The organism is Yoonia litorea, from assembly GCF_900114675.1.
GTDB lineage: Bacteria > Pseudomonadota > Alphaproteobacteria > Rhodobacterales > Rhodobacteraceae > Yoonia > Yoonia litorea.
In genome coordinates, this window is record NZ_FOZM01000001.1 from 764,072 (window position 1) to 786,072 (window position 22,001).

Consider the following 22,001-nt stretch of genomic DNA (forward strand, 5'->3'; position numbering starts at 1 on the left):
CGCAAACTGATGGGCGCGTTGATTGACGTCATTCTGCCGGTGTTTCTGGTCATCGGCTTTGGCTATTTGGCCGTTTGGAAGGGCTACTTCAGCGACGCCGGTGTTGATGGCCTGATGAAGTTCACCCAAGGCTTCGCGATCCCCTGCCTTCTGTTTCGGGCGATTTCCTCGCTTGATCTGGGGCAGAGCTTTGATCTGGCCCTTTTGGCGAGCTTCTACATCGGGGCGTTGGCAGGCTTTGCCGCTGGACTATTCGGCGCGCGCTATCTTTTCGGGCGCGATTGGGAAGACAGCATTGCAATCGGTTTTTGCTGCCTGTTTTCCAATTCGCTGTTGCTTGGGCTGCCGATCACCGAGCGGGCTTACGGCGTCAGCGCGCTTGAGGCGAATTATGCCATTATCGCGATTCATTCGCCCTTTTGCTACGCGGTCGGGATCACCGCGATGGAGATTGCAAGAAACCGTGGTGAGCGCGTCACCGAACTTCCCGCCAAAGTGCTTAAGGCGATGTTCCAGAACGCACTCATCCTCGGCATCACATTGGGGTTGATCGTCAATATCAGCGGTTTGCCGATGCCTGGCGTTCTGACTGATGCAATCGACCTGATGGTCAGGGCGGCCTTGCCGGCAGCGCTTTTTGGATTGGGCGGGGTGTTGTATCGATATCGTCCCGAAGGGGATCTGCGCACTATCCTTTTTGTAGTGGCGATTTCACTTGTCCTGCATCCGGTCATTGTCTGGGTGCTGGCACAAGCCAATGATCTGTCGGATGCGGCCCTGCGCTCGGCCATCCTGACCGCCGCAATGGCGCCAGGCATCAACACCTACGTCTTTGCCAATATGTACGGACGGGCCAGACGTGTCGCTGCATCAGCCGTACTGATGGGCACGGGTCTGTCCATCGTGACGGTCTGGGTATGGTTGGCAGTTTTGCCGTGACCAGCGGTCCGCCTTGCGTCGGCGCAGCAAGCCTCAACATTCAAGAATAAATTCACATCGGCAAGCCGCCGACCCCTTGGCGGGTGTCGCGGGCAATCTATATCCCATCTATCAATAATGAGAACTATTCGCATTTGCATTTACGGCAGCGCGGAACTCTCATACACAAAAACTGTCCAACTGATGAAAGGATCAATTATATGATGCGTTCGGGTCTGCTCTTGAGCACCATTTGTGCCGGGCTGATGGCACTGCCTGCCTTTGCGGAAGACCGTTTCAAGGCTGTCACCACATTTACGGTCATCGCCGACATGGCGCAAAACGTGGCAGGGGATGCCGCTATCGTTGAAAGCATCACAAAGCCGGGGGCGGAAATCCATGGCTACCAGCCAACACCGCGTGACATCATCCGCGCGCAGGATGCGGACCTGATCTTGTGGAACGGGCTGAACCTCGAACTTTGGTTCGAGCAGTTTTTTGCAAACCTCGACGACGTGCCAAGTGCCATCCTGACCGAGGGCATCACACCGATGAGCATTTCGTCAGGCTCATATGACGGCAAACCAAACCCGCACGCCTGGATGAGCCTTGAGAGCGCGTTGATCTACGTCGACAATATTCGCGATGCTTTTATCGAACACGACCCTGACAACGCAGAAACCTATGCCGCGAACGCTGAAAGCTACAAAGCAGAGATTACTGCGGCCATTGCACCGCTGCGCGAACAGGTGCTTGCAGTTCCCGAAGATCAGCGGTGGCTGGTGTCATGCGAAGGCGCGTTCAGCTATCTGGCACGGGATTTCCAGATGAAAGAACTCTACCTCTGGCCGATCAACGCTGATGCGCAAGGCACACCGCAGCAGGTGCGCCGCGTGATTGATACCGTGCGCGAAAACAATATCCCTGCGGTTTTCTGTGAAAGCACCGTCAGCCAAGCGCCTGCCGAACAGGTCGCGCGCGAGACAGATGCCGAATATAAGGGCGTGCTCTATGTGGATAGCCTGACAGAGACGGATGGCCCTGTGCCGACCTATCTTGATCTGCTACGGGTGACGAGTGAAACGATTGCGGCTGGCCTGACGGAATGACGAAAACAACTGGCATCATTGCACAGCATGTGACCGTGACCTACCGGAACGGGCATACCGCGTTGCATGATGCCAGTTTTGAAATCCCGACCGGAACCATCACTGCGCTGGTGGGGGTGAACGGCGCCGGAAAGTCCACCTTGTTCAAGGCGATCATGGGGTTTGTCCCCGCAGCGCGGGGCGAGATTTCCGTCCTTGATATGCCCGTCAAGGAGGCGCTTCGCCGGAACATTGTCGCATACGTTCCGCAGGCCGAAGAGGTTGACTGGTCGTTTCCTGTTCTCGTCGAAGACGTCGTGATGATGGGGCGTTACGGCCACATGGGATTTTTCCGCAGACCAAAGGCAGCCGACCACAAAGCCGTGGCAGAGGCATTGGCACGGGTCAATATGACGGCGTTTCGTCAGCGCCAGATCGGCGAACTCTCTGGTGGTCAGCGCAAGCGGGTCTTTCTGGCCCGCGCGCTTGCGCAGGAAGGACAGGTCATTCTGCTGGATGAGCCTTTTACCGGCGTTGATGTGCAGACCGAAGACGCGATTATCGCACTTTTGCGCGATTTGCGTGATGAAGGGCGCGTGATCCTTGTTTCGACCCACAACCTTGGCTCTGTGCCAGAGTTCTGCGACCGGACGATCCTGGTGAAAGGTACTGTGTTGGCTTACGGGCTGACCGAGGACACCTTCACACACGACAACCTCGAAACCGCCTTCGGGGGTGTGCTGAGGCACTTTGTATTGGGTGGTGCCGACCTACATGATGACGATGACAGCCGCCAGATCAGGGTGATCACCGATGACGAACGCCCGTTCGTTGTCTACGGCGAAGAGACCCCGCCGGCTGTGGCAGACGAGAGTACCTCAAAAGATAAAGAAGAGGTCTGAGCATGGCCCTTCTGCTTGAGCCGTTCAGCTATGGCTACATGTTCAACGCGATGTGGGTCAGTACGTTGGTCGGTGGGATTTGCGCCTTTTTGTCGGCCTATCTGATGCTCAAGGGGTGGTCGCTGATCGGTGATGCCTTGAGCCATGCAATCGTGCCGGGGGTCGCCGGTGCCTATATCCTTGGTTTGCCATTCGCACTTGGCGCCTTCGCGGCGGGCGGGCTTGCTGCCGGCGCGATGCTTTTTCTCAATCAAAGGTCAGGTCTGAAGGAAGATACCATCATCGGTCTGATCTTTACGTCCTTCTTTGGTCTGGGCCTTTTCATGGTGTCGCTTAATCCCACGTCGGTCAGCGTTCAGACAATCACCATGGGAAATATCCTCGCGATTACGCCGACGGATACACTGCAGCTGGCAATCATCGGTTTTGTGACACTTGCGGTGCTTTTGGCGAAATGGAAGGACCTGATGGTTGCCTTCTTTGACGAGAACCACGCGCGCTCGATCGGGTTGCGGCCGGATGTTCTGCGGATCGTCTTTTTCACGTTGCTTTCGGCGTCCTGCGTCGCGGCGCTGCAAACGGTTGGTGCTTTCTTGGTGATTGCCATGGTCGTCACGCCCGGCGCGACAGCTTATCTGCTGACAGATCGTTTCCCGCGACTGCTGATCTTGAGCGTGAGTATAGGGGCAGGGACCAGCTTTGTCGGGGCCTATGCGAGCTATTTCCTCGATGGGGCGACAGGTGGCATCATTGTTTGCCTACAGACCGTAATCTTCCTCGCGGCATTCTTCTTTGCACCAAAGCACGGATACCTTGCTGCGCGTCGCCGGGCGGCGGAGGCATTACGGTCATGATCGAGACACTGCTGTTTCCCTTCCAGTTTGCCTTCATGAACAACGCTTTCATGATGATGGCGATCATTGCTGTGCCAACGAGCCTTCTGTCCTGTTTTCTGGTGCTGAAGGGCTGGTCGCTAATGGGTGATGCGATCAGCCACGCGGTGCTGCCGGGGATCGTCATTGCCTTTATCCTTGGTATTCCCTTGCTGATCGGCGCCTTTGTTGCGGGGATGATCTGTGCACTGAGCACCGGATTTCTTGCAGGCAACAGCCGGGTCAAACAGGATACCGTCATGGGCGTGGTCTTTTCAGGGATGTTTGGGTTTGGATTGGTGCTTTACACCCAGATCACCACCGACATGCACCTCGATCACATTCTCTTTGGCAATATGCTTGGTGTGAGCGTGCAAGACCTTTTGACGGCAGGTGGCATTGCCGCAGTGGTCGCTGTCATTATTCTGGCAAAGCGGCGTGAATTTATGCTGCACACCTTTGATCCGGTTCAGGCGCAGGCTGTTGGCCTTCAGGTTGGCTGGCTGCATTACGGGCTGCTTGCAATGATCTCGCTGACCATTGTGGCCACGCTTTCCGCTGTGGGCATCATTCTGGCAATCGGGCTTCTGATCGCGCCGGGGGCAATTGCTTTCCTGATCACGAAACGCTTTGCCTACATGCTGCCGATCGCCGTTGGTGTCACCGTTTTCGCGGGGCTGACAGGCGTCTACGCAAGCTTCTTTCTTGACAGTGCCCCGGCACCGACGGTGATCCTTGTCCTGACCATCATCTTTATCGCGGCATTTATCCGTGCCAATCTCAAGATGCGTCAGGCCGCGTGAAACCTATCCGAGAACAGGGGTGGTCTCGCGCCTCTAAATCGATATAGTTTGCGCTAACAAGCAGGGAGGCTGTCATGAAAACCATCAAGGGACCGGGACTGTTTCTGGCGCAATTTGCAGGTGATGACGCGCCGTTCAACACATGGGACGGGATCACCAAATGGGCGGCCGATTGCGGCTATGCCGGCGTGCAGGTTCCCAGTTGGGATGCGCGGTTCTTCGATCTGGAAAAGGCGGCGGAGAGCAAGACCTACTGTGACGCGTTCAAGGGCGAGGCCGAGACCAATGGTGTCACGGTGACGGAGCTCTCAACCCATCTGCAAGGACAGCTGGTTGCTGTGAACCCCGCCTATGACACAGCGTTTGACGCATTTGCCGCGCCTGAGGTGCAAGGCAATCCCAACGCACGTCAGGTCTGGGCGGTCGATCAGGTCAAAAAGGCGCTCAGCGCCTCGAAAAACCTTGGATTGACAGAGATGGCGACCTTTTCCGGCGCGCTGGCATGGCCATACGTTTATCCGTGGCCGCAGCGCCCGGCCGGACTGGTTGAGATGGCCTTTGACGAACTGGCGACCCGCTGGCGGCCCATTCTCGATCATGCAGAGGAATGTGGTGTCGATGTCTGCTACGAGATCCATCCTGGCGAGGATCTGCATGACGGCGTGACGTTTGAGATGTTCCTTGAACGCCTTGGCGGACATGCACGCTGCAACATGCTTTACGATCCGTCGCACTACGTTCTGCAATGCCTCGACTATCTCGACAATATCGACATCTACAAGGACCGCATCAAGATGTTCCATGTGAAGGACGCCGAGTTCAATCCCACCGGACGGCAGGGTGTTTACGGCGGCTACCAATCATGGGTCGATCGCGCAGGCCGCTTCCGTTCGCTCGGTGACGGGCAGGTGGACTTCGCGGCCATCTTTTCGAAAATGGCGGCCAATGATTTCGGGGGCTGGGCTGTTGTCGAGTGGGAATGTGCGCTCAAACACCCGGAGGACGGGGCGCGTGAGGGCGCGCAATTCGTCAAGGATCATATTATTCGTGTGACCGAACGCGCGTTTGACGATTTCGCCGGTGGCGATGTGGATGAGGCAACCAACCGCCGGATGCTTGGCATCTGACAGGTGCCTCCGGCGGGAGTATTTTGGGCAAAATGATGAGAAAGGTGAGGATATGAGACCGATCCGTTTGGGCATGGTTGGAGGCGGCAATGATGCCTTTATCGGTGGCGTCCACCGCATCGCTGCGCGGATTGACGGACGCTTCCAGTTGGTTGCGGGTGCCTTGTCTTCGACACCAGAGAAAGCGCAGGCCTCTGGCGCGGCGCTGGGTCTTGATCCTGCGCGCACCTACGATGATTTCAAAGCCATGGCGATCAGGGAGGCACGGCTGAAAGACGGGATTGAGGCCGTCGCGATCGTCACGCCGAACCATGTGCATTACGCGGCTGCGCGCGAATTCCTCAAACGTGGTATTCATGTAATCTGTGACAAGCCGCTCACATCTACCATGGCGGATGCCAGGAAGCTGGTGAAGGCCGCTGAGGAAAGCGATGCGCTATTTGTTCTGACCCATAACTACACAGGATACCCCCTGATGCGGCAGGCGCGGCAGATGGTGGCCGAAGGGCGTCTGGGCAAGATCAGGGTGGTGCAGGTTGAATATGCGCAGGATTGGCTCAGCAAGGCCGATGACAGCAAGCAGGCCGCATGGCGGACCGATCCGGAACGCTCAGGGATCGGCGGATCTACCGGTGATATCGGCACCCACGCCTTTAACCTTGCCAGCTTTGTCACGGGGCTGACGTTGGAAAGCCTGTCGGCGGATTTACAGGCTTTTGTCAGCGGGCGCGCGCTTGATGACAACGCCCATGTGATGATGCGGTTTGCAGGTGGCGCGCGGGGGATGCTGTGGTGTTCTCAAGTCGCACCCGGCAATGAGAACGGTCTGCGCCTGCGGGTTTTTGGTGAAAAAGCAGGCTTGGAGTGGGCGCAGGAAAACCCAAATCAGCTTTGGTTCAGCGAACTGGGGCAGCCCAAGCAGCTATTGACCCGTGGCGGGGCAGGCAGCACCTCTGATGCCGCCCGCGTCACGCGTATCCCCGGCGGGCATCCTGAGGGATATCTTGAGGGTTTCGCCACAATCTATCGTGAGGCGGCCGAGGCCATTGAGGCCCACCGTGACGGACACAAGGTGGCAGATGACGTCATCTATCCGACAGTGCAGGACGGGTTGAAGGGCATGCAGTTTGTTGACGCCTGTGTCCGCTCGTCCAAGCGTGACGGTGCTTGGGTCACGCTTGCCTAGCGCCCCAATTTACCAGCGATCAACTCGGACAGTTCGACAAGGGCTGCTGACTGCGCGGCACTGATGCTCGCCAGTGATTGATCGACCATCGGGACCACAATCGCGAATGTGTCGGCGCTGTTGCGGAAATTGATGCCGTCACCGCCCACGTAGACCTGTCCGGTCAGTCGGAACGTGCCATCTGCGCCAGCGATCATCTGGGCCACCTGCACATCAGTGGACACATCCGGCAGCCCGACAAATGGCCACGGCTCCGGACCGACCGTTGTGTTGAGGATGTCAGCGAGGCTTTGCGTCAGGAACAGTGTCACCGCACGTTCGGGGTCGTCAGCCCAAAGGATGTCCTCTGAGGTTGCGATCAGCCCACCCGCCTGTTCCACGGCGATTTCCTCGGCAGCGGCATAGGTTGGCAGCGAGACCGTGCGCACCATTGCCGAGCCGACCAGCGGTCGCAATTCAAGCGCTGAGGGCTGCGGAGTGAGCGCAATCCGCTCGATCGGGGCAGAGCAGGCTGCGAGCAGTGCGGTCAAGGCAAGGGGCAGGGCAGATTTCATCTTAGCGTCCTGTCAGCAAGGAATTGGGATTGCGCTGGATTTGTCGTGAGAGCGTCGTCACAGAGTCAGCCGCGTCCTGGATGTCTCGCAGCGTTTGCAGGGTTTCGGCCCCGAAGCGGGAGCGTTGGCTGTAGCTTTCGATCACTTCTTCGGTCTGGGCCACGAGGCGGTTTGCCCGCGCAGCCAGTGCCGGCAGGTCTTGCACGGACGCCTCTATCGCGCGCGCGGCCTGATTGGCGGCTTCCAGCGCGGCTGTGACATTCTCGATAGCGCCGCCTTCCCGGACTTCGGCGAGGAATGTGCGCATCTCATCGAGTGCACCGTTCAGTGACGCAGGCAGGGCTATGGCCGCATCGGTGCTGATCAGCGTGTCGATGGCTCTGAGCGTGTCACTGGCCGATGTGATCAACACCTCGAACTCCAGCTCTGTGGCGCGTTGGGTCAGTGCTTCGATATCTGCCGTGATCTGCGGCAGGTTACGTGTCGCCAATTCGATATTGTCGGCCGCTTGCGTAACGGATGCCAGGGCGACATCCAGATCGGCGATTAGGCCGGACTCGTTTGCGTCCCCGATCAGTTGTTCGATTTCAGCCAACATCACACGCATCTCGCTCGGGATAGATTGCACATCCTGCGAGGTGACCAGCGATCTGGTTTCGTCAAGCAGGGCCACCAGCGCCTCTGGTGTCGCGCGGGTCGCGTCGTCATTGACGAGCCGCTCAACGCTGCCCATCAGGCTGATCGCGCTGTCGAGAAGCTCTTCGACAGGCAGGGCATTGACCCGTGCCAAGAGACCCTCTGCAGTCGCGGCCACGTCGGATATCTGCGACTCGGTCGTCGGGATGACCGGGAATTCACCCGAGGTCAGATTGATGATTGCTGGCAAGGCGTCCGGCACCTGCACCAATTCGATATCAAGTGTGCCTGCAAGGATATTGCCTGTCACCATGCGGGCGCGCAGGCCGCGGGCCACCAGATCAGACAACAGGATCAGCGCGGTGTCGGCATTTGCCGTACCTTCCATGCCCAAACGGGACGGCTCGATATCAAGGACGGCCTGCAAACGGACCTGTGCCCGCTCGCCTTCGCCCACGACGATTGCATTGAGGTCGCTGACTTCGCCAACGCGGATACCCTGCAACCTGACCTCGGCGCCAGATGTCAAACCGCTGACGGTTTCCTCAAAGAGGACGGCGATGCGCAGGACTTCTTCGTTGGGGTCGGAGAACAGACTTTCGCGGGCGGCCTGACGGTCGTCGTAGATATCGAAGCGATGCCCTTCGTTGATCGGACTGCCGCCAGAGACCAGTGTGTCAAACGCGATACCGCCTTCGATCAACGACGCAAGTGAATTGACGTTGAGCGAAACACCGTTCGCCCCGAATGATACACTGAAACCTGATGTGTCCCAAAAGCGCGTGGCGGTCGTCAGGCGACGGTCATAGGGGCTTTCGATAAAGGCACTGACGACGACCTGACGGCCATCGAACGACAGTTCCGGTTCTTCTAAATAGCCGACCTCGATCCCCTTATGCAGAACCGGTGCGCCTGCCGCGATGCTGCCACCGTCGTCGGCCCTCAGAACCACGCTGGTGCCGCGCTGCGACGCGCGGGTCAGGTTGGGTGTTTCAAGGCCGGTGAATTCATATTGCTGCACATCAGCTTCGGTGTCCCAGTTCCCTTCGATGAAAACGCCTGAAAGCACGGTTTCGAGGCCTGTAATCCCGCGGACAGAGACATCGGGGCGCACAACCCAGAACTCCGCATCGTCATCAAGGAAAGGTGCGACAGTCTTGTCTATTCTGGCGTGTACCAGAACATCCGAGAGACCATCGGAGAATTCCACACGCTCGACCTCGCCCACATCGACGTCGCGGTATTTGATCTTTGTCTCGCCTGCAACGACGCCAGAAGCGTTCTCGAAGCTGATCGTGATCAGTGTGCCCCGGTCGACGTAGCTCTGCCACGCCGCCCAAAGCGAAACAGCCAGCGCAATCAGCGGGACAAGCCAGACGATCGACAGCCGCGTGGTAGGGCGCGACCTGCCTTCTCGGATGTCCAGTGGCGCTGGGCCAGATGGCGGAGTGTCTGTCATGTCGTCGTCCTGTCGGCGTCCCAAATCAGACGCGAGTCAAAAGCTTGCGCGGCCAGCATAGTAAAGATCACCGAAAGGGCGAAACTCACTGCGGCAATACCGGGGTTGATCGTAGCAATAGTTTCCAGTTGCACCAGTGCTGAAAGGATCGCAACGACAAAGACGTCGATCATTGACCAGCGCCCGATGAATTCGACCACTTCGTAGGCGCGGTGCCGCTGATGTTGCCTGTCGTTCCAACCGTACTGGATGCTCAGCGCCAGATATCCAACGGCGACAAACTTGCCGATGGGGATCATCACAGATGCGATAAAGACAATCGCGGCCACACCATAGGAGCCATAGTCGACCAGTTCGACGACGCCGCCAATGATTGTGCTCTCGGAGCGTTCGATCAGTGTTGATGTCAGCAGCATCGGATAGACGTTGGCCGGGATGTAGGCGATGATCCCCGCGATCAGCCATGCCCAGACCTTTTGCAGGCTTTGCTCGTCGCGACTTTGCAGCGGACCGCCACAGCGTTTGCATACGGTCGATCCGAGCTGGTGCACCTGCCCGCAGCTGCGGCACGCCACCAGCCCCGCCTTGCGCGCGGACATCAGGCCTCGGCTTTGTCCAGCATTTCCCAAATCGAATACCTACAAATCATTTGATCCTTGAGAACAGTTATGACCACGACGCCGGCGAAAGCCCAGAAGGCCGGACCGATGGTCACGGCCGCGAGACCAGCTACTTTGATCAAGGCAACTGTGACCCCGACGATGAAAATTTCAGCCATACTCCAGGGTCTGAGGCGTTCGGCCAGCGTAAATGCGGCCCTTGCGTAGCTGCGCGGCGCGGCGTTGCGGACCAACGGACCCAGTGCATAGATCAGCGCGCTCAACCGCATCAGCGGGATCACGATGATAAAGAAAGCAACGGCCACGGCCAGCGGGAATGCCAGTCCGTCGCGGAAGGCCAGAACCGCATCAATGACCGAGGTGGCATTGGTCAATCCACCTGCATCAAGCGACAAGAACGGAAAGCTGACGGCTGCGATCATCAGAATGAACGCAGTTATTGCCAACGCAAGAATGCGCGCGACAGCCTCTGGTTTCGAGGTCATCAAAAGGACACCACAGCGCGAACAATGCGCCTTTGATCCGGGTGGCAAATCCTGTGCTTGGTGCAACGTGTCACACTGCGGGCAGGCAATCAGATCATCCAGTGGTGGAAGTGATGCGGTCATGCGTGCGGCGTGCTCCCTAAGGTGCGGGGCTTGCCCCGCTCTTTTGGCGAGGTTATCGCCTTTGGCACAGATATGCTAAGCCCTGACTTGCTTCAATAACCCAACAAGAGGCTGATATGACCGATTTGCTTTTCCCAGCGCGACCAAACCCTGTCCTCCCCGTCGAAGGAGAGGCGGATTTTCCGATCGGGCGTATCTTTTGCGTCGGACGCAATTACGCCGATCACGCCAAGGAAATGGGACATGAGGTCGACCGCGAAGCACCGTTTTACTTTACCAAATCAGCACATGCCGTCCTGCTGTCAGGCCACGATATGCCATACCCGCCTCGCACGAGCGATCTGCACCACGAGATGGAGTTGGTAGTAGCCTTGAAACAGGGTGGCAAGAACATCGCCGAGGCAGATGCGATGTCCCATGTCTTTGGCTACGGTTGCGGGCTTGATATGACACGGCGCGACTTGCAGGCAGCCGCCAAGGAAAAGCGCCGCCCATGGGATACAGGCAAGGATTTCGACAATGCTGCGATCCTCGGACCGCTCATACCTGCTGAAGAAGACATGCCTGTCGAGGATCTCGTGATTCAGCTTGAGGTCAACGGCATCGTCCGGCAGCAAGCCACGCTTGGCGATATGGTGTGGTCAATCTCGGAACTCATTGCAGATCTTTCAACGCTTTACACATTGCATCCCGGTGATCTGATCATGACCGGCACGCCTGCCGGTGTTGGCCCGGTGGTGAAGGGTGACGTTTTACGCGGCACGATTGGCGATTTTGCCCCTGTTGAGACGCGGATTATCTGATTAAGTCGCCGCAAACGCATTTCTCGGACGGAGACACCGCCATGACCACTACGCGCCGCACATTGCTCGGCTTTCTGGCCGCCACCACATTTGCCACAACTGCTATGGCACAGGAGGTAACGCTTCGCCTGCATCAGTTCCTGCCCGCGCAATCGACTGTGCCTGCGCAGATCCTCGACGTCTGGGCTGACAGCGTGGAGGCGGACAGCGATGGCCGGATCAAGGTCGAGCGCTACCCGTCGATGCAATTGGGCGGCACACCGCCGCAACTGATCGATCAGGTCATTGATGGTGTGGCAGATATCGTCTGGACGGTGGCAGGCTACACACCGGGCCGATTTCCGCAGTTGGAGGTCTTTGAGCTGCCCTTCATCTCACCGGATGCCGAAGCCACCAGCCGCGCTTACTGGCAACTGGCCGAAGAGCGCATGATGGATACCGACTTTGCCGATTTCAAGCCGCTTGGCCTGTGGGTGCATGGTCCTGGCGTGATCCACGCCAATCGGCCGATTACCGAGGTTTCGGACCTGCGCGGGCTGAAACTGCGTGCGCCGTCGCGGACCACGACAACGCTTTTCACCAATCTTGGTGCGACCTCTGTCGGAATGCCGGTGCCTGCTGTGCCTGAATCGCTGTCACGCGGTGTCATCGAAAGTGCCGTGATTCCATGGGAGGTCATGCCTTCGCTCAAGGTTGAGGAACTGGTCGAGAACCATACCGAATTCACCGGGAACGCGCTTTATACACTGGCTTTTATCTTCGCGATGAACAAGGACAGCTATGCGGCCCTTCCCGATGATCTGAAGGCTGTGATTGACAGCAACTCCGGTCTTGAGTTTTCCGCCTTTGCCGGCCGCACGCAGCAAGCCGCAGATAGGCCAGCGCGCTCCATCGCCGAGGCGCGTGGCAACACCATCATCACGCTGGATGCCGATCAGACGGCAGCATGGGCAGAGGCCGCCGCACCAACCATTGACGCCTGGATTGCAGAGGCTGATGCCGCAGGCATCGACGGCACAGGCCTTTACCGCGATGCTGTCGCATTGATTGAGGCCAACAACACAGGTAACTGACCCCCCGAGACATCGGGTAGGGCAGGGACGTGCTGCACAAGCTGATAGAAAAACTTGCGCAGGGCATGGCCCTGCTGGGCGGCATCGTGCTCTGCGCTTTGGTGCTGATGGTCTGTGTCAGTGTGGCAGGCCGCGAGTTAGCCGATGCGTCACACGGTGGTTGGCTTGGTGGTGTTGGTGACTGGCTGTTGGGTCTCGGTGTGGGACCGATCCTCGGTGACTTCGAACTGGTCGAGGCCGGTATGGCCTTCACCATCTTTGCCTTTCTGCCGTTGACCCAACTGTCAGGCGCGCACGCCAAGGTGGACGTCTTCACCAGCGGTATGAGGCCGGGCCTCAACCGCGCTCTTGGCACTTTCTGGAGCTTGGTCATGGCCGTGATCATCGTTCTGATCACATGGCGGCTTTATGCAGGCCTGCAGGACAAGCTGCGTTATGGCGAGACGACTTATCTGATCCAGTTCCCGATCTGGTGGGCCTATGCGGCGAGCCTGTTTGCGGCGATTGTCGCCGCAGTCGTCAGCCTCTACTGCGCGGCAATGCGCCTGACGGGGCAGCGCGAGACATGAGCGACCTGGCCCTTGGATACCTGTCCTTTCCGGTTCTTCTGGCGCTGATTTTCCTGCGCGCGCCGATTGGTCTTGCGATGCTCCTCTGCGGGATCGGGGGGCTGTGGCTGGCGACGGATGGCACAACGGTTTTCATGGCGCGGCTGAAATCCGAAGTCTATTCGACCTTCAGCAATTACAGCCTGTCAATTATCCCGATGTTTTTGCTGATGGGGCAATTCGCAACCCACTCGGGCATGTCGCGGGCGCTGTTCAAAGCGGCAGAGGCGTGGCTGGGGCACCGCAAAGGCGGGATGGCAATGGCAGCCGTGGGGGCTTGCGCGGGTTTCGGGGCGATTTGCGGATCGTCACTCGCCACCGCCGCCACGATGAGCCGCGTAGCCCTGCCGGAGTTGCGCAAATACGGCTATTCGGGCGGGTTTTCCACGGCGACTTTGGCCGCAGGAGGCACGCTCGGTATCCTGATCCCGCCGTCAGTGATCCTTGTGATCTATGCGATCCTGACCGAACAGAATATCGCCAAGCTCTTTGCCGCCGCGATCATTCCCGGCATTCTCGCAGCCCTTGGTTACATGATCACGATTGCGATCTATGTGCGGCTTTATCCTGACCAGGCGGGCATAAAAGAGCGGATGCCCTATGGCGCACGGATGAAAGCATTTGCCGCCGTCTGGCCCGTGTTGCTGGTATTCGGACTTGTTGTGGGCGGTATCTACAACGGCTGGTTCACCCCCACGGAAGGGGCGGCCGTGGGCGCGCTGGGCACAGGACTGATCGCGCTTTTTTCGGGCACGCTGAACCTCGGCGTCCTCAGGGACAGTATCTACGAGACCGCCACCGGCACCGGCATGATCTTTTTCATCGTGTTGGGCGCAGCCTTTTACAATGGTTTCCTCGCGCTGACGCAGGTGCCGCAGGAACTCTCGGCCTGGGTCACAGCGCAAGGCTTCTCGCCATGGACAGTCATGGTGATGATCCTTGTCTTTTACCTGATCCTTGGCTGTCTGATGGACAGCCTGTCGATGATCCTGCTGACTGTGCCGATCTTCTGGCCGGTGATCCAAGGGCTCGACTTCGGCATGACGACCGAGGAACTGGCGATCTGGTTCGGGATCATGGTCCTGATCGTGGTCGAGGTGGGGCTGATCACACCGCCTGTGGGAATGAACCTTTTCATCATCAACAGCATGGACCGTGAGACGCCAATGACCGCGACCTACAAGTCTGTGCTGTTCTTTGTCGGGTCCGATGTGGTGCGGGTGGTAATCCTGCTGATGTTTCCCGCGATCACATTGGTCCTGATCTAGCGCCTCTGGCCGATGCCGGAGCCTCCGGCGGGAGTTTTTTTGCCAAGATGAAGACGCTGGCGCGTCAGGATCGCGGGGCAGGCTGGCCGTTCAACGTGACATCACAGGTGAGCGCCTGTTCCATGACCCGCTGCGCATTGGGGATATCGTTGCCTTCGGCACGGCGCGTGGCGACAGCGGACGAGTAATTCAGGCTCAGCCAGCGCTGGATGAGGCGCGCGCGCAATTCAGGCAGGGGCACGTCCACACGCACCGAAAGATCCCAAAGCGGCGCCAGTTTTCGCCAAGGGTCTTCATCGAACATCAGGTAGTTGCCTTCAACAATCACAACCTTGGCCGAAGACGGCACCGCCACCGCACCCGCAATCGACAGATCACGCGGGCGATCAAACTCAGGCGCGAATACCTCATCACCGGTCTTGAGGGCCGTCACCATGCGCAAAAATCCGGGCGCGTCAAAGGTTTCAGGCGCACCTTTGCGCGGGCGCAGGCCACGTGCATCAAGGATCTTGTTGTCCAGATGAAAGCCATCCATCGGCACCACAACCGACTTGCGTCCCTGCGCATTCAGACGGCGGGCCAGCTCAGAGGCCAAAGTCGATTTCCCGCTCGCAGGTGCGCCAGCAATGCCGACAAGAAATCGCGGGCTATCTTGTTCCAAAACACGCTCTGCAAGCGTGTTGACGTGGTTCGTCAACGTGTTCACGGGTATGCCTGTCCCTTGCTGGAGTTGTTCACTCTCTTGCGGCCATCATAGGATCATGTTTGCGGCAATGTGAACGGTTTTCTGGTGGTTGATTGGCAAATCGTTGCAATGCGCTCTAGTTTCTATCAGAGCAATCGGAGGCCCAACCGCCCATGATCAGAGAAATCTGGCGCATACTTGTGCAGGTCTGGACGACCGCCGCAGACAAACATATCGGTCTGATTGCTGCCGGTGTGGCATTCTTTGGCATGTTCGGCATCTTTCCGGCCATTGCTGCTGTCATCGCGATCTTTGGCATCGTTGCGGACCCCGCGATCATTGCTGAGCAGCTCCGTCTGATGGAAGGGATCATTCCGGAAGATGCCTATCGGCTTTTGGCAATTCAGGTAAACCGCCTGTTGCTCACGCCTGAGGATGCATTGGGCTGGGCTACGGTTTTCTCGATCCTTCTGGCGCTCTGGTCGGCGCGCGCAGGTGTCGGGGCCTTGATCGGTGGTCTAAACGCAATTGCAGGCGAGCGGACACGCAGCGGTCTGCGGCAGGTTCTTGTCGCGCTGATCCTGACGGTTGTTCTGGTGGCATTGGCCATTGTGGCCTTGACCGTGGTCGTGATCGTTCCGGTGATCCTCGCCTTCATCCCGCTTACAAATTCGACGGCCTGGTTGCTGGAAGGCCTGCGTTGGTTGATCGCGCTGGGTGTCCTTTTGATCGGGATTAGCCTGCTTTATCGTTTCGGCCCGACGCGGACGGGCTATCGTGGGCGATGGATAACAATCGGTGCGGTTCTGGTCATTGTGCTCTGGATAGCGGCATCGGTCGGCCTCTCGGTCTATCTGACCAACTTTGCCAGCTACAATGAGGTGTATGGCTCCATCGGGGCCGTGATTGGCCTTTTGCTTTGGCTCTATGTCAGCGCCTATCTGATCCTGTTGGGCGCGGCCCTGAATGCGGCGGTCCACACATACGGACCGCCGAAACCGGAAGAGGTTGCGGCTGAAACGGCCTAGGTGACACGCGCTTTCCGCTGGTAGGCGGGTTCATCCCAAAGACGCTTTTGCATGACCTCGGCAATGATCGCGACGGCGGCATCGACGTCGCCTTCATCAATGAACAGAGGCGTAAACCCGAAGCGCATGATGTCGGGGGCGCGGAAATCTCCGACAACTCCCCGCGCGATGCAGGCCTGCATGGCCGCATAACCTTGGGCAAACCGGAACGACACCTGACTGCCGCGCTGTTCCGGATCGCGGGGGCTGGCAAGTTCCAGGTCCGGGCAGGCCGCTTCGACCCCGACGATGAACTGCTCGGTCAATGCGATGCTTTGCTGACGCAACGCCGACATATCAACTTCGTCCCAAATCGTCAGCGCCGCATCCAAAGCCGCCAGTTGCAACACGGGCGGTGTGCCAACGCGCATCCGTTCGATCCCCGCTCCGGGACGGTAATCGAGATCGAATGCAAATGGCGCCTCATGCCCAAGCCAGCCTGAAAGCGCAGGGCGCACCGTAGCGGCGTGGCGCGGAGAGACATAGATGAAGGCAGGGGCACCGGGACCGGCGTTGAGATACTTGTAGGTGCAGCCGACGGCAAAATCGGCGTCGCAGCCTGCCAGATCAACCTCCAGCGCTCCGGCGGAGTGTGCCAGATCCCACATCGCGATTGCGCCAGCCGAATGGGCGCGTTGCGTCAGATCGGCCATGTCATGCATTCGGCCCGTGCGGTAGTCCACTTGGGTCAGCATCAGCACAGCCAAGTCATCGTCGATATGCGCAGCAACATCTTCCGGCGCAACGACGCGTAGCTCATGTCCACGGCTAAGTGACTTGATCAAGCCTTCTGCCATGTAGATGTCGGACGGGAAATTGCCGCTGTCCGTCAGGATCACCTTGCGGTCAGGCACCAGATCAATGGCTGAGGCCAGCGCCTGATAGACCTTGATCGAGAGCGTATCACCGACCACCACATGACCCGGTGCCGCACCGATCAGCCGCCCGATCCGGTCACCCATGGTAGAGGGCTGCGCCATCCACTCGGCCCGGTTCCAACCGGTGATGACCATCTCACCCCATTCATCGGTGACAGTACGGGCAATCCGTGCGGCAGCCGTTTTCGGCAAGGGGCCAAGCGAATTGCCATCGAGGTAAATCATGCCCTCCGGCAAATGGAACATGTCTTTGGTTTTGCTGAAATCCGTCATCAAACCTGACCGCCTGAAATCTGTATCGTTTGCCCGTTGATGCTTCTTGCACCGTCAGAGCAGAGCCACATCGCCGCTGACGTGGTTTCATCGACCTCCAGCAGTTTGCGGTGGCGATTGCCCTTGGCGATGATCTCTACTGCGCCCGCCTCATCCACACCAAAGCGGCGCATCAGACCTGGCAGCTGGTTCTGGACAATGGCCGTATCGACGTACCCGGGGCAAAGGGCGTTGAAGGTGATGGGGCGGCGCATGTATTCCTCTGATAGGCCGCGGATCAGACCAATCACACCGTGTTTGGTCACAGTATAGGGAATGGCGTTTTTCAGGCCGCGCACGCCTGCAATCGAACTGACGACGATCATGCGGGCGGGTGTGTCATGTTCAAGCGTGGCAAGGGCCGACTGAAATGTCAGAAACACACCATCGAGGTTGATGCGCATGGTGCGATGCCAGTCGGCAAGCGTGGTGGTTTCGAAGGGGCCGCCCTCTGCGATTCCGGCGTTCGCGACACAAATCTGGACCGGCCCGCGCCCTGCCGCCGCGGCGGCAATCCCGTCTCTGACCGAAGTTTCATCAGCGACGTCCATGACCTGAGCATGGATGCGTGGATGGCCTGCTGCGACCTCATCGAGCTTGTCAGCACGTCGTCCCGTGATCGTCACCTCTGCGCCGGCCTCGGCGAGAGCAAGCGCAATCCCTTTTCCAATCCCCGTGCCGCCACCAGTGACAATGGCATGTTTGCCAGAATGTTCCATCCATGTCCTCCCATTTGGCGGCATGCTAGCTGAGGGCGCGGCATGGACAAGGCCAAAGCGGAGGTTACACTGCGGCAGATGAAATGGATTGATCTCCCTCCTGTCTGGCTTGCCGCGTCACTTTTGATCACGTGGTGGATCGGCCGCCTGCAACCGCTGTCATGGCGTGTGGGTCATCCCGCGCTTGATCTTCTGGGGGGCCTACTCGTTGGGGGCGGTCTTGTGCTGATCCTTCTTGCCGCCTACGAAATGCGCAGGCGGCGCACGACGATCATCCCCCATCGGGAACCTGATGCGCTTGTCACAACTGGCATTTTCAAACGCAGCCGCAATCCGATCTACCTTGGCGATACCCTGATCCTCGCTGGGCTGGCATTGCGGTGGGAGGCACCCGTGGCACTGTTGCTGGTTCCGCTTTTTATGTTCACCATCCAAGAGCGTTTCATCATTCCCGAAGAAGGCCGCCTGCGCCGCAAGTTTCGCGCTGATTTTGCCCGCTATTGCCAGAAAACGCGCCGTTGGGTGTGAAACGCCGCGTCAAAGCGGCACTGTTAGCGTATGACATTATATGTCATAGCAGCCATTCACTTGTGAAATAATCTGTCGCGGGATAATGCATCCTGACTGCAAGAAATGAGATGGGGGACGCTCCGTGAAAATCGGCACACCAAAAGAGATCATCGAGGGTGAAGATCGCGTCGCAATGACGCCAGCTTCAGCCAAAGATTTGCAAAAACTTGGCTATGATTGCGTTATTGAAACCGGCGCGGGACTTGCCGCAGGTTTTTCTGACGAGGCGTATCAGGAGGCTGGCGTCGAAGTCGTCAAGACTGCTGCAGCACTCTACAAGGCTGCTGATATCGTTGCCAAAGTGCGTCCACCAGAGGATGTCGAGATCAAGCGCCTGCGCGAAGGTCAAACGCTGATCTCCTTCTTCTATCCGGCACAGAACAAAGAGCTGATGGAAGCGGCCAACGCCAAGGGCGCAACCGTCATTGCAATGGACATGGTGCCACGAATTTCGCGCGCGCAAAAGATGGATGCGCTGTCGTCCATGGCCAATATCGCGGGCTACCGCGCTGTGATCGAGGCCGGCAACAACTTTGGCCGGTTCTTTACCGGTCAGGTCACAGCCGCTGGCAAGGTGCCACCTGCAAAGGTGCTCGTGGTCGGCGCCGGTGTGGCCGGATTGGCAGCAATCGGCACGGCGACGTCACTGGGTGCCATCACTTATGCTTTCGACGTGCGCCCCGAAGTGGCCGAGCAGGTTGAATCGATGGGTGCCGAGTTTGTTTTCCTCGATTTTGAGGAAGAACAGCAGGACGGCTCTGCGACAGGTGGATATGCATCCGTTTCATCACCGGAATTCGCCGCGGCACAGCTTGCCAAATTCCGCGAAATCGCTCCGGATATGGACATCGTCATCACAACGGCGCTGATCCCTGGCCGCGACGCGCCAGAGCTTTGGACCAAGGACATGGTCGAAAGCATGAAGCCCGGTTCGGTCATCGTTGACCTTGCCGCTGAACGCGGCGGCAACTGCAAGCTGACCGTCAAGGACGAAAAGATTGTCACCGACAACGGCGTGACAATCGTGGGCTACACCGACTTCCCAAGCCGCATGGCCGCGCAGTCTTCGACGCTCTACGCCACAAACATCCGTCACATGATGACCGACCTGACACCTGAAAAGGATGGTCAGCCAAATCACAACATGGACGATGACGTCATCCGTGGTGCAACCGCGACACACAAGGGTGAAATCACCTTCCCGCCGCCGCCGCCGAAAGTGGCTGCGATTGCAGCGGCACCCAAGAAGGAAAAGCCGAAAGAGCTGACCGCAGAAGAAAAGCGGGCACAGGAAGTTGCACAATTCAAACAGCAGACGCGCAATCAGGTCGGGCTGTTGGCGATTGGTGCGGCGCTGATCCTCGGCATCGGCCTGATCCCCGGAATGCCTGCCAGCTTCATGCAGCACTTCATCGTTTTCGTTCTGTCTGTCTTCATCGGCTTCCAGGTCATCTGGAACGTGGCACACTCGCTGCACACACCGCTGATGGCGGTGACGAACGCGATTTCCTCGATCATCATCCTCGGGGCGCTGATCCAAGTGGGGTCAACAAGCATGTTGATCACGCTCTTGGCCGCACTCGGTATTTTCATGGCTGCCGTCAATATCTTCGGCGGTTTCCTCGTGACACGGCGCATGCTCGCCATGTTCCAGAAGTCTTAAAGGAGCAGGGCAAATGGAAAACGCATTTACTACAGCGGCTTATGTCGTCGCAGGTGTTCTCTTCATCCTGTCGCTCGGCGGTCTGTCCGGACAGGAAAGCGCCAAGCGGGCCGTCTGGTACGGCATCGTCGGTATGGGCATCGCTGTCTTTGCGACCCTGATCGGTCCGGGAGCAGGGCTCTGGTTGTTCTCGCTTCTGCTGATCGCAGGTGGCGGCTATGTGGGCTACCAACTGGCCACAAAGGTCGAAATGACCCAAATGCCGGAACTGGTTGCGATCATGCACTCGCTTGTCGGTTTGGCGGCGGTGTTCGTCGGCTTCAACGCGGACCTGATGATCAACTACATCTCGGACATCTACGCTGCCAACGGGCAGGTTCTGGGCGCAGTCGGACCAGATGGCTACACCGCCATCGGTTTGCCGAAGGACGTCTACGAAGGCCTCAGCAGCTTTGGCCAGTTGATTGCCAAGAAGTCCTCGGTTGAAATCGGTATTCTGCGGGTCGAACTGGTCTTGGGTATCTGGATCGGTGCAGTCACCTTTACCGGCTCGGTCATTGCCTATGCCAAGCTGGCTGGCAATTCCTCGAAGCTGCCATTCCAGGTTGATACAAGTGCCAAGAAACTGCCTGGCGGTCACCTGCTAAATGCCGGTGCGGCTATTCTGTCGGTTGTTCTGTTGGTCATGTATCTGTCCGGCAGCGGGTCTTGGGCCTTGGTGCTGCTGACATTGGCGGGCCTCTTTATCGGCTACCACCTGATCATGGGCATCGGTGGCGCGGACATGCCGGTCGTTGTGTCGATGCTCAACAGCTACTCAGGCTGGGCCGCAGCGGCGATTGGTTTCTCGCTGGGCAACGACCTTCTGATCGTTGTTGGTGCGCTTGTCGGCTCGTCAGGTGCGATCCTTTCCTACATCATGTGTAAGGCGATGAACCGGTCGTTTGTCAGCGTGATCCTTGGCGGCTTTGGCGGTCCTGCGGGTGAGCAGATGGCCGTTGAAGGCGAACAGGTGGCAATCGACGCTGACGGCGTCGCAACCGCGCTGAACGAAGCTGACAGCATCATCATCATTCCGGGCTACGGTATGGCGGTTGCACAGGCACAGAACGCGGTCAGCGAGTTGGTCAAGAAGCTGCGCGCCAAAGGCAAGAATGTGCGCTTCGCAATCCACCCTGTCGCGGGACGCTTGCCGGGCCACATGAACGTTCTGCTGGCAGAGGCCAAAGTGCCCTATGACATCGTGATGGAGATGGACGAAATCAATGACGATTTCCCTGATACAGATGTGGCAATCGTCATCGGCTCCAACGACATCGTGAATCCTGCAGCTCAGGATGACCCGAACAGCCCGATTGCAGGGATGCCGGTTCTGGAGTGCTGGAAAGCCAAGCAGGTCTTTGTCTCCAAGCGCGGTCAGGGTACCGGATACTCGGGCATCGAGAACCCGCTGTTCTTCAAGGACAACACCCGGATGTTCTACGGCGACGCCAAGGCATCGCTTGATGCCTTGCTGCCAAAGATCGACTAAGCGTCAGATCCAATCTGAAATTTGAAGGGGCGGTGCGGTAAAGCGCCGCCC

The 22,001-nt window shown here is 58.3% G+C and carries 22 protein-coding genes; 15 read left to right on the forward strand and 7 right to left on the reverse strand.

Annotated features, from left to right (window positions below):
* Positions 1 to 9: 9 nt before the first annotated feature.
* From BM316_RS04020 to BM316_RS04050, 7 genes are all read left to right on the forward strand, one after another.
* Positions 10 to 939: an AEC family transporter gene (locus tag BM316_RS04020; protein WP_090204268.1), complete on the forward strand. Its 930-nt coding sequence runs from the start codon at positions 10 to 12 to the stop codon at positions 937 to 939.
* 203 nt (positions 940 to 1,142) lie between these two features.
* The gene (locus BM316_RS04025; RefSeq protein ID WP_090207505.1) at positions 1,143 to 2,027 is read left to right on the forward strand and encodes a metal ABC transporter substrate-binding protein; all 885 of its coding nucleotides are present in this window, start codon (positions 1,143 to 1,145) and stop codon (positions 2,025 to 2,027) included.
* Positions 2,024 to 2,908 (forward strand): manganese/iron ABC transporter ATP-binding protein, encoded by an 885-nt coding sequence (locus BM316_RS04030; RefSeq protein ID WP_090204270.1) that lies wholly within the window; start codon positions 2,024 to 2,026, stop codon positions 2,906 to 2,908. The genes BM316_RS04025 and BM316_RS04030 overlap by 4 nt, the downstream gene beginning before the upstream one ends.
* Positions 2,909 to 2,910: 2 nt before the next feature.
* Positions 2,911 to 3,762, forward strand: a complete 852-nt coding sequence (locus BM316_RS04035) for a metal ABC transporter permease (RefSeq protein ID WP_090204273.1) — start codon at positions 2,911 to 2,913, stop codon at positions 3,760 to 3,762.
* Positions 3,759 to 4,583, forward strand: coding sequence for a metal ABC transporter permease (locus BM316_RS04040; RefSeq protein WP_090204276.1), 825 nt, complete (start codon positions 3,759 to 3,761; stop codon positions 4,581 to 4,583). Before BM316_RS04035 ends, BM316_RS04040 begins: the two co-directional genes overlap by 4 nt.
* 74 nt (positions 4,584 to 4,657) lie before the next feature.
* Positions 4,658 to 5,710: a sugar phosphate isomerase/epimerase family protein gene (locus tag BM316_RS04045; RefSeq protein ID WP_090204278.1), complete on the forward strand. Its 1,053-nt coding sequence runs from the start codon at positions 4,658 to 4,660 to the stop codon at positions 5,708 to 5,710.
* Between the two features lie 52 nt (positions 5,711 to 5,762).
* Positions 5,763 to 6,896, forward strand: a complete 1,134-nt coding sequence (locus BM316_RS04050; protein ID WP_090204282.1) for a Gfo/Idh/MocA family protein — start codon at positions 5,763 to 5,765, stop codon at positions 6,894 to 6,896.
* On the opposite strand, the gene BM316_RS04055 is transcribed toward BM316_RS04050, so the two are convergent.
* From BM316_RS04055 to BM316_RS04070, 4 genes are read right to left on the reverse strand one after another with little or no spacing between them, the layout of a single operon-like run.
* Positions 6,893 to 7,450, reverse strand: coding sequence for a PqiC family protein (locus BM316_RS04055; protein ID WP_090204285.1), 558 nt, complete (start codon positions 7,448 to 7,450; stop codon positions 6,893 to 6,895). The genes BM316_RS04050 and BM316_RS04055 overlap by 4 nt on opposite strands.
* 1 nt (position 7,451) lies before the next feature.
* Complete coding sequence (locus BM316_RS04060) at positions 7,452 to 9,545, reverse strand: PqiB family protein (RefSeq protein WP_090204287.1); 2,094 nt, start codon at positions 9,543 to 9,545, stop codon at positions 7,452 to 7,454.
* Positions 9,542 to 10,144 (reverse strand): paraquat-inducible protein A, encoded by a 603-nt coding sequence (locus BM316_RS04065; RefSeq protein ID WP_090204290.1) that lies wholly within the window; start codon positions 10,142 to 10,144, stop codon positions 9,542 to 9,544. Before BM316_RS04065 ends, BM316_RS04060 begins: the two co-directional genes overlap by 4 nt.
* The gene (locus tag BM316_RS04070; RefSeq protein WP_090204293.1) at positions 10,144 to 10,773 is read right to left on the reverse strand and encodes a paraquat-inducible protein A; all 630 of its coding nucleotides are present in this window, start codon (positions 10,771 to 10,773) and stop codon (positions 10,144 to 10,146) included. Before BM316_RS04070 ends, BM316_RS04065 begins: the two co-directional genes overlap by 1 nt.
* Positions 10,774 to 10,889: 116 nt before the next feature.
* On the opposite strand from BM316_RS04070, the gene BM316_RS04075 reads away from it, so the two are divergent.
* The 4 genes from BM316_RS04075 (at position 10,890) to BM316_RS04090 (ending at position 14,525) form a co-directional block, all read left to right on the forward strand.
* On the forward strand, positions 10,890 to 11,576 hold the full coding sequence (locus tag BM316_RS04075; protein ID WP_090204297.1) for a fumarylacetoacetate hydrolase family protein: 687 nt from the start codon (positions 10,890 to 10,892) through the stop codon (positions 11,574 to 11,576).
* A gap of 41 nt (positions 11,577 to 11,617) precedes the next feature.
* Entirely contained in the window at positions 11,618 to 12,649 is a 1,032-nt protein-coding gene (locus BM316_RS04080) for a TRAP transporter substrate-binding protein (RefSeq protein ID WP_090204299.1), read from the forward strand.
* Positions 12,650 to 12,714: 65 nt separating this feature from the next.
* Positions 12,715 to 13,218, forward strand: coding sequence for a TRAP transporter small permease (locus tag BM316_RS04085; RefSeq protein WP_242649740.1), 504 nt, complete (start codon positions 12,715 to 12,717; stop codon positions 13,216 to 13,218).
* On the forward strand, positions 13,215 to 14,525 hold the full coding sequence (locus tag BM316_RS04090; RefSeq protein ID WP_090204305.1) for a TRAP transporter large permease: 1,311 nt from the start codon (positions 13,215 to 13,217) through the stop codon (positions 14,523 to 14,525). The genes BM316_RS04085 and BM316_RS04090 overlap by 4 nt, the downstream gene beginning before the upstream one ends.
* A 64-nt stretch (positions 14,526 to 14,589) precedes the next feature.
* On the opposite strand, the gene BM316_RS04095 is transcribed toward BM316_RS04090, so the two are convergent.
* Positions 14,590 to 15,231, reverse strand: coding sequence for a nucleoside/nucleotide kinase family protein (locus BM316_RS04095; protein WP_090204308.1), 642 nt, complete (start codon positions 15,229 to 15,231; stop codon positions 14,590 to 14,592).
* A gap of 152 nt (positions 15,232 to 15,383) precedes the next feature.
* Between BM316_RS04095 and BM316_RS04100 the strand changes: the two genes are divergently transcribed.
* Positions 15,384 to 16,238, forward strand: coding sequence for a YihY/virulence factor BrkB family protein (locus tag BM316_RS04100; protein WP_090204310.1), 855 nt, complete (start codon positions 15,384 to 15,386; stop codon positions 16,236 to 16,238).
* Here BM316_RS04100 and kynU read toward each other — a convergent pair.
* Both kynU and BM316_RS04110 read right to left on the reverse strand, forming a co-directional pair.
* A complete protein-coding gene (gene kynU, locus BM316_RS04105) occupies positions 16,235 to 17,428 on the reverse strand; it encodes a kynureninase (RefSeq protein ID WP_090204313.1) in 1,194 nt (397 codons plus the stop codon). The genes BM316_RS04100 and kynU overlap by 4 nt on opposite strands.
* A complete protein-coding gene (locus tag BM316_RS04110; protein WP_090204317.1) occupies positions 17,428 to 18,186 on the reverse strand; it encodes an SDR family NAD(P)-dependent oxidoreductase in 759 nt (252 codons plus the stop codon). The genes kynU and BM316_RS04110 overlap by 1 nt, the downstream gene beginning before the upstream one ends.
* 78 nt (positions 18,187 to 18,264) lie before the next feature.
* Here BM316_RS04110 and BM316_RS04115 point away from each other — a divergent pair, with 78 nt between their 5' ends.
* From BM316_RS04115 to BM316_RS04125, 3 genes are all read left to right on the forward strand, one after another.
* Positions 18,265 to 18,714 (forward strand): methyltransferase family protein, encoded by a 450-nt coding sequence (locus tag BM316_RS04115; RefSeq protein ID WP_090207508.1) that lies wholly within the window; start codon positions 18,265 to 18,267, stop codon positions 18,712 to 18,714.
* A 124-nt stretch (positions 18,715 to 18,838) separates the two neighbouring features.
* On the forward strand, positions 18,839 to 20,419 hold the full coding sequence (locus BM316_RS04120) for a Re/Si-specific NAD(P)(+) transhydrogenase subunit alpha (protein WP_090204321.1): 1,581 nt from the start codon (positions 18,839 to 18,841) through the stop codon (positions 20,417 to 20,419).
* A gap of 13 nt (positions 20,420 to 20,432) precedes the next feature.
* On the forward strand, positions 20,433 to 21,950 hold the full coding sequence (locus BM316_RS04125) for an NAD(P)(+) transhydrogenase (Re/Si-specific) subunit beta (RefSeq protein WP_090204323.1): 1,518 nt from the start codon (positions 20,433 to 20,435) through the stop codon (positions 21,948 to 21,950).
* The last annotated feature ends 51 nt before the right edge of the window (positions 21,951 to 22,001 follow it).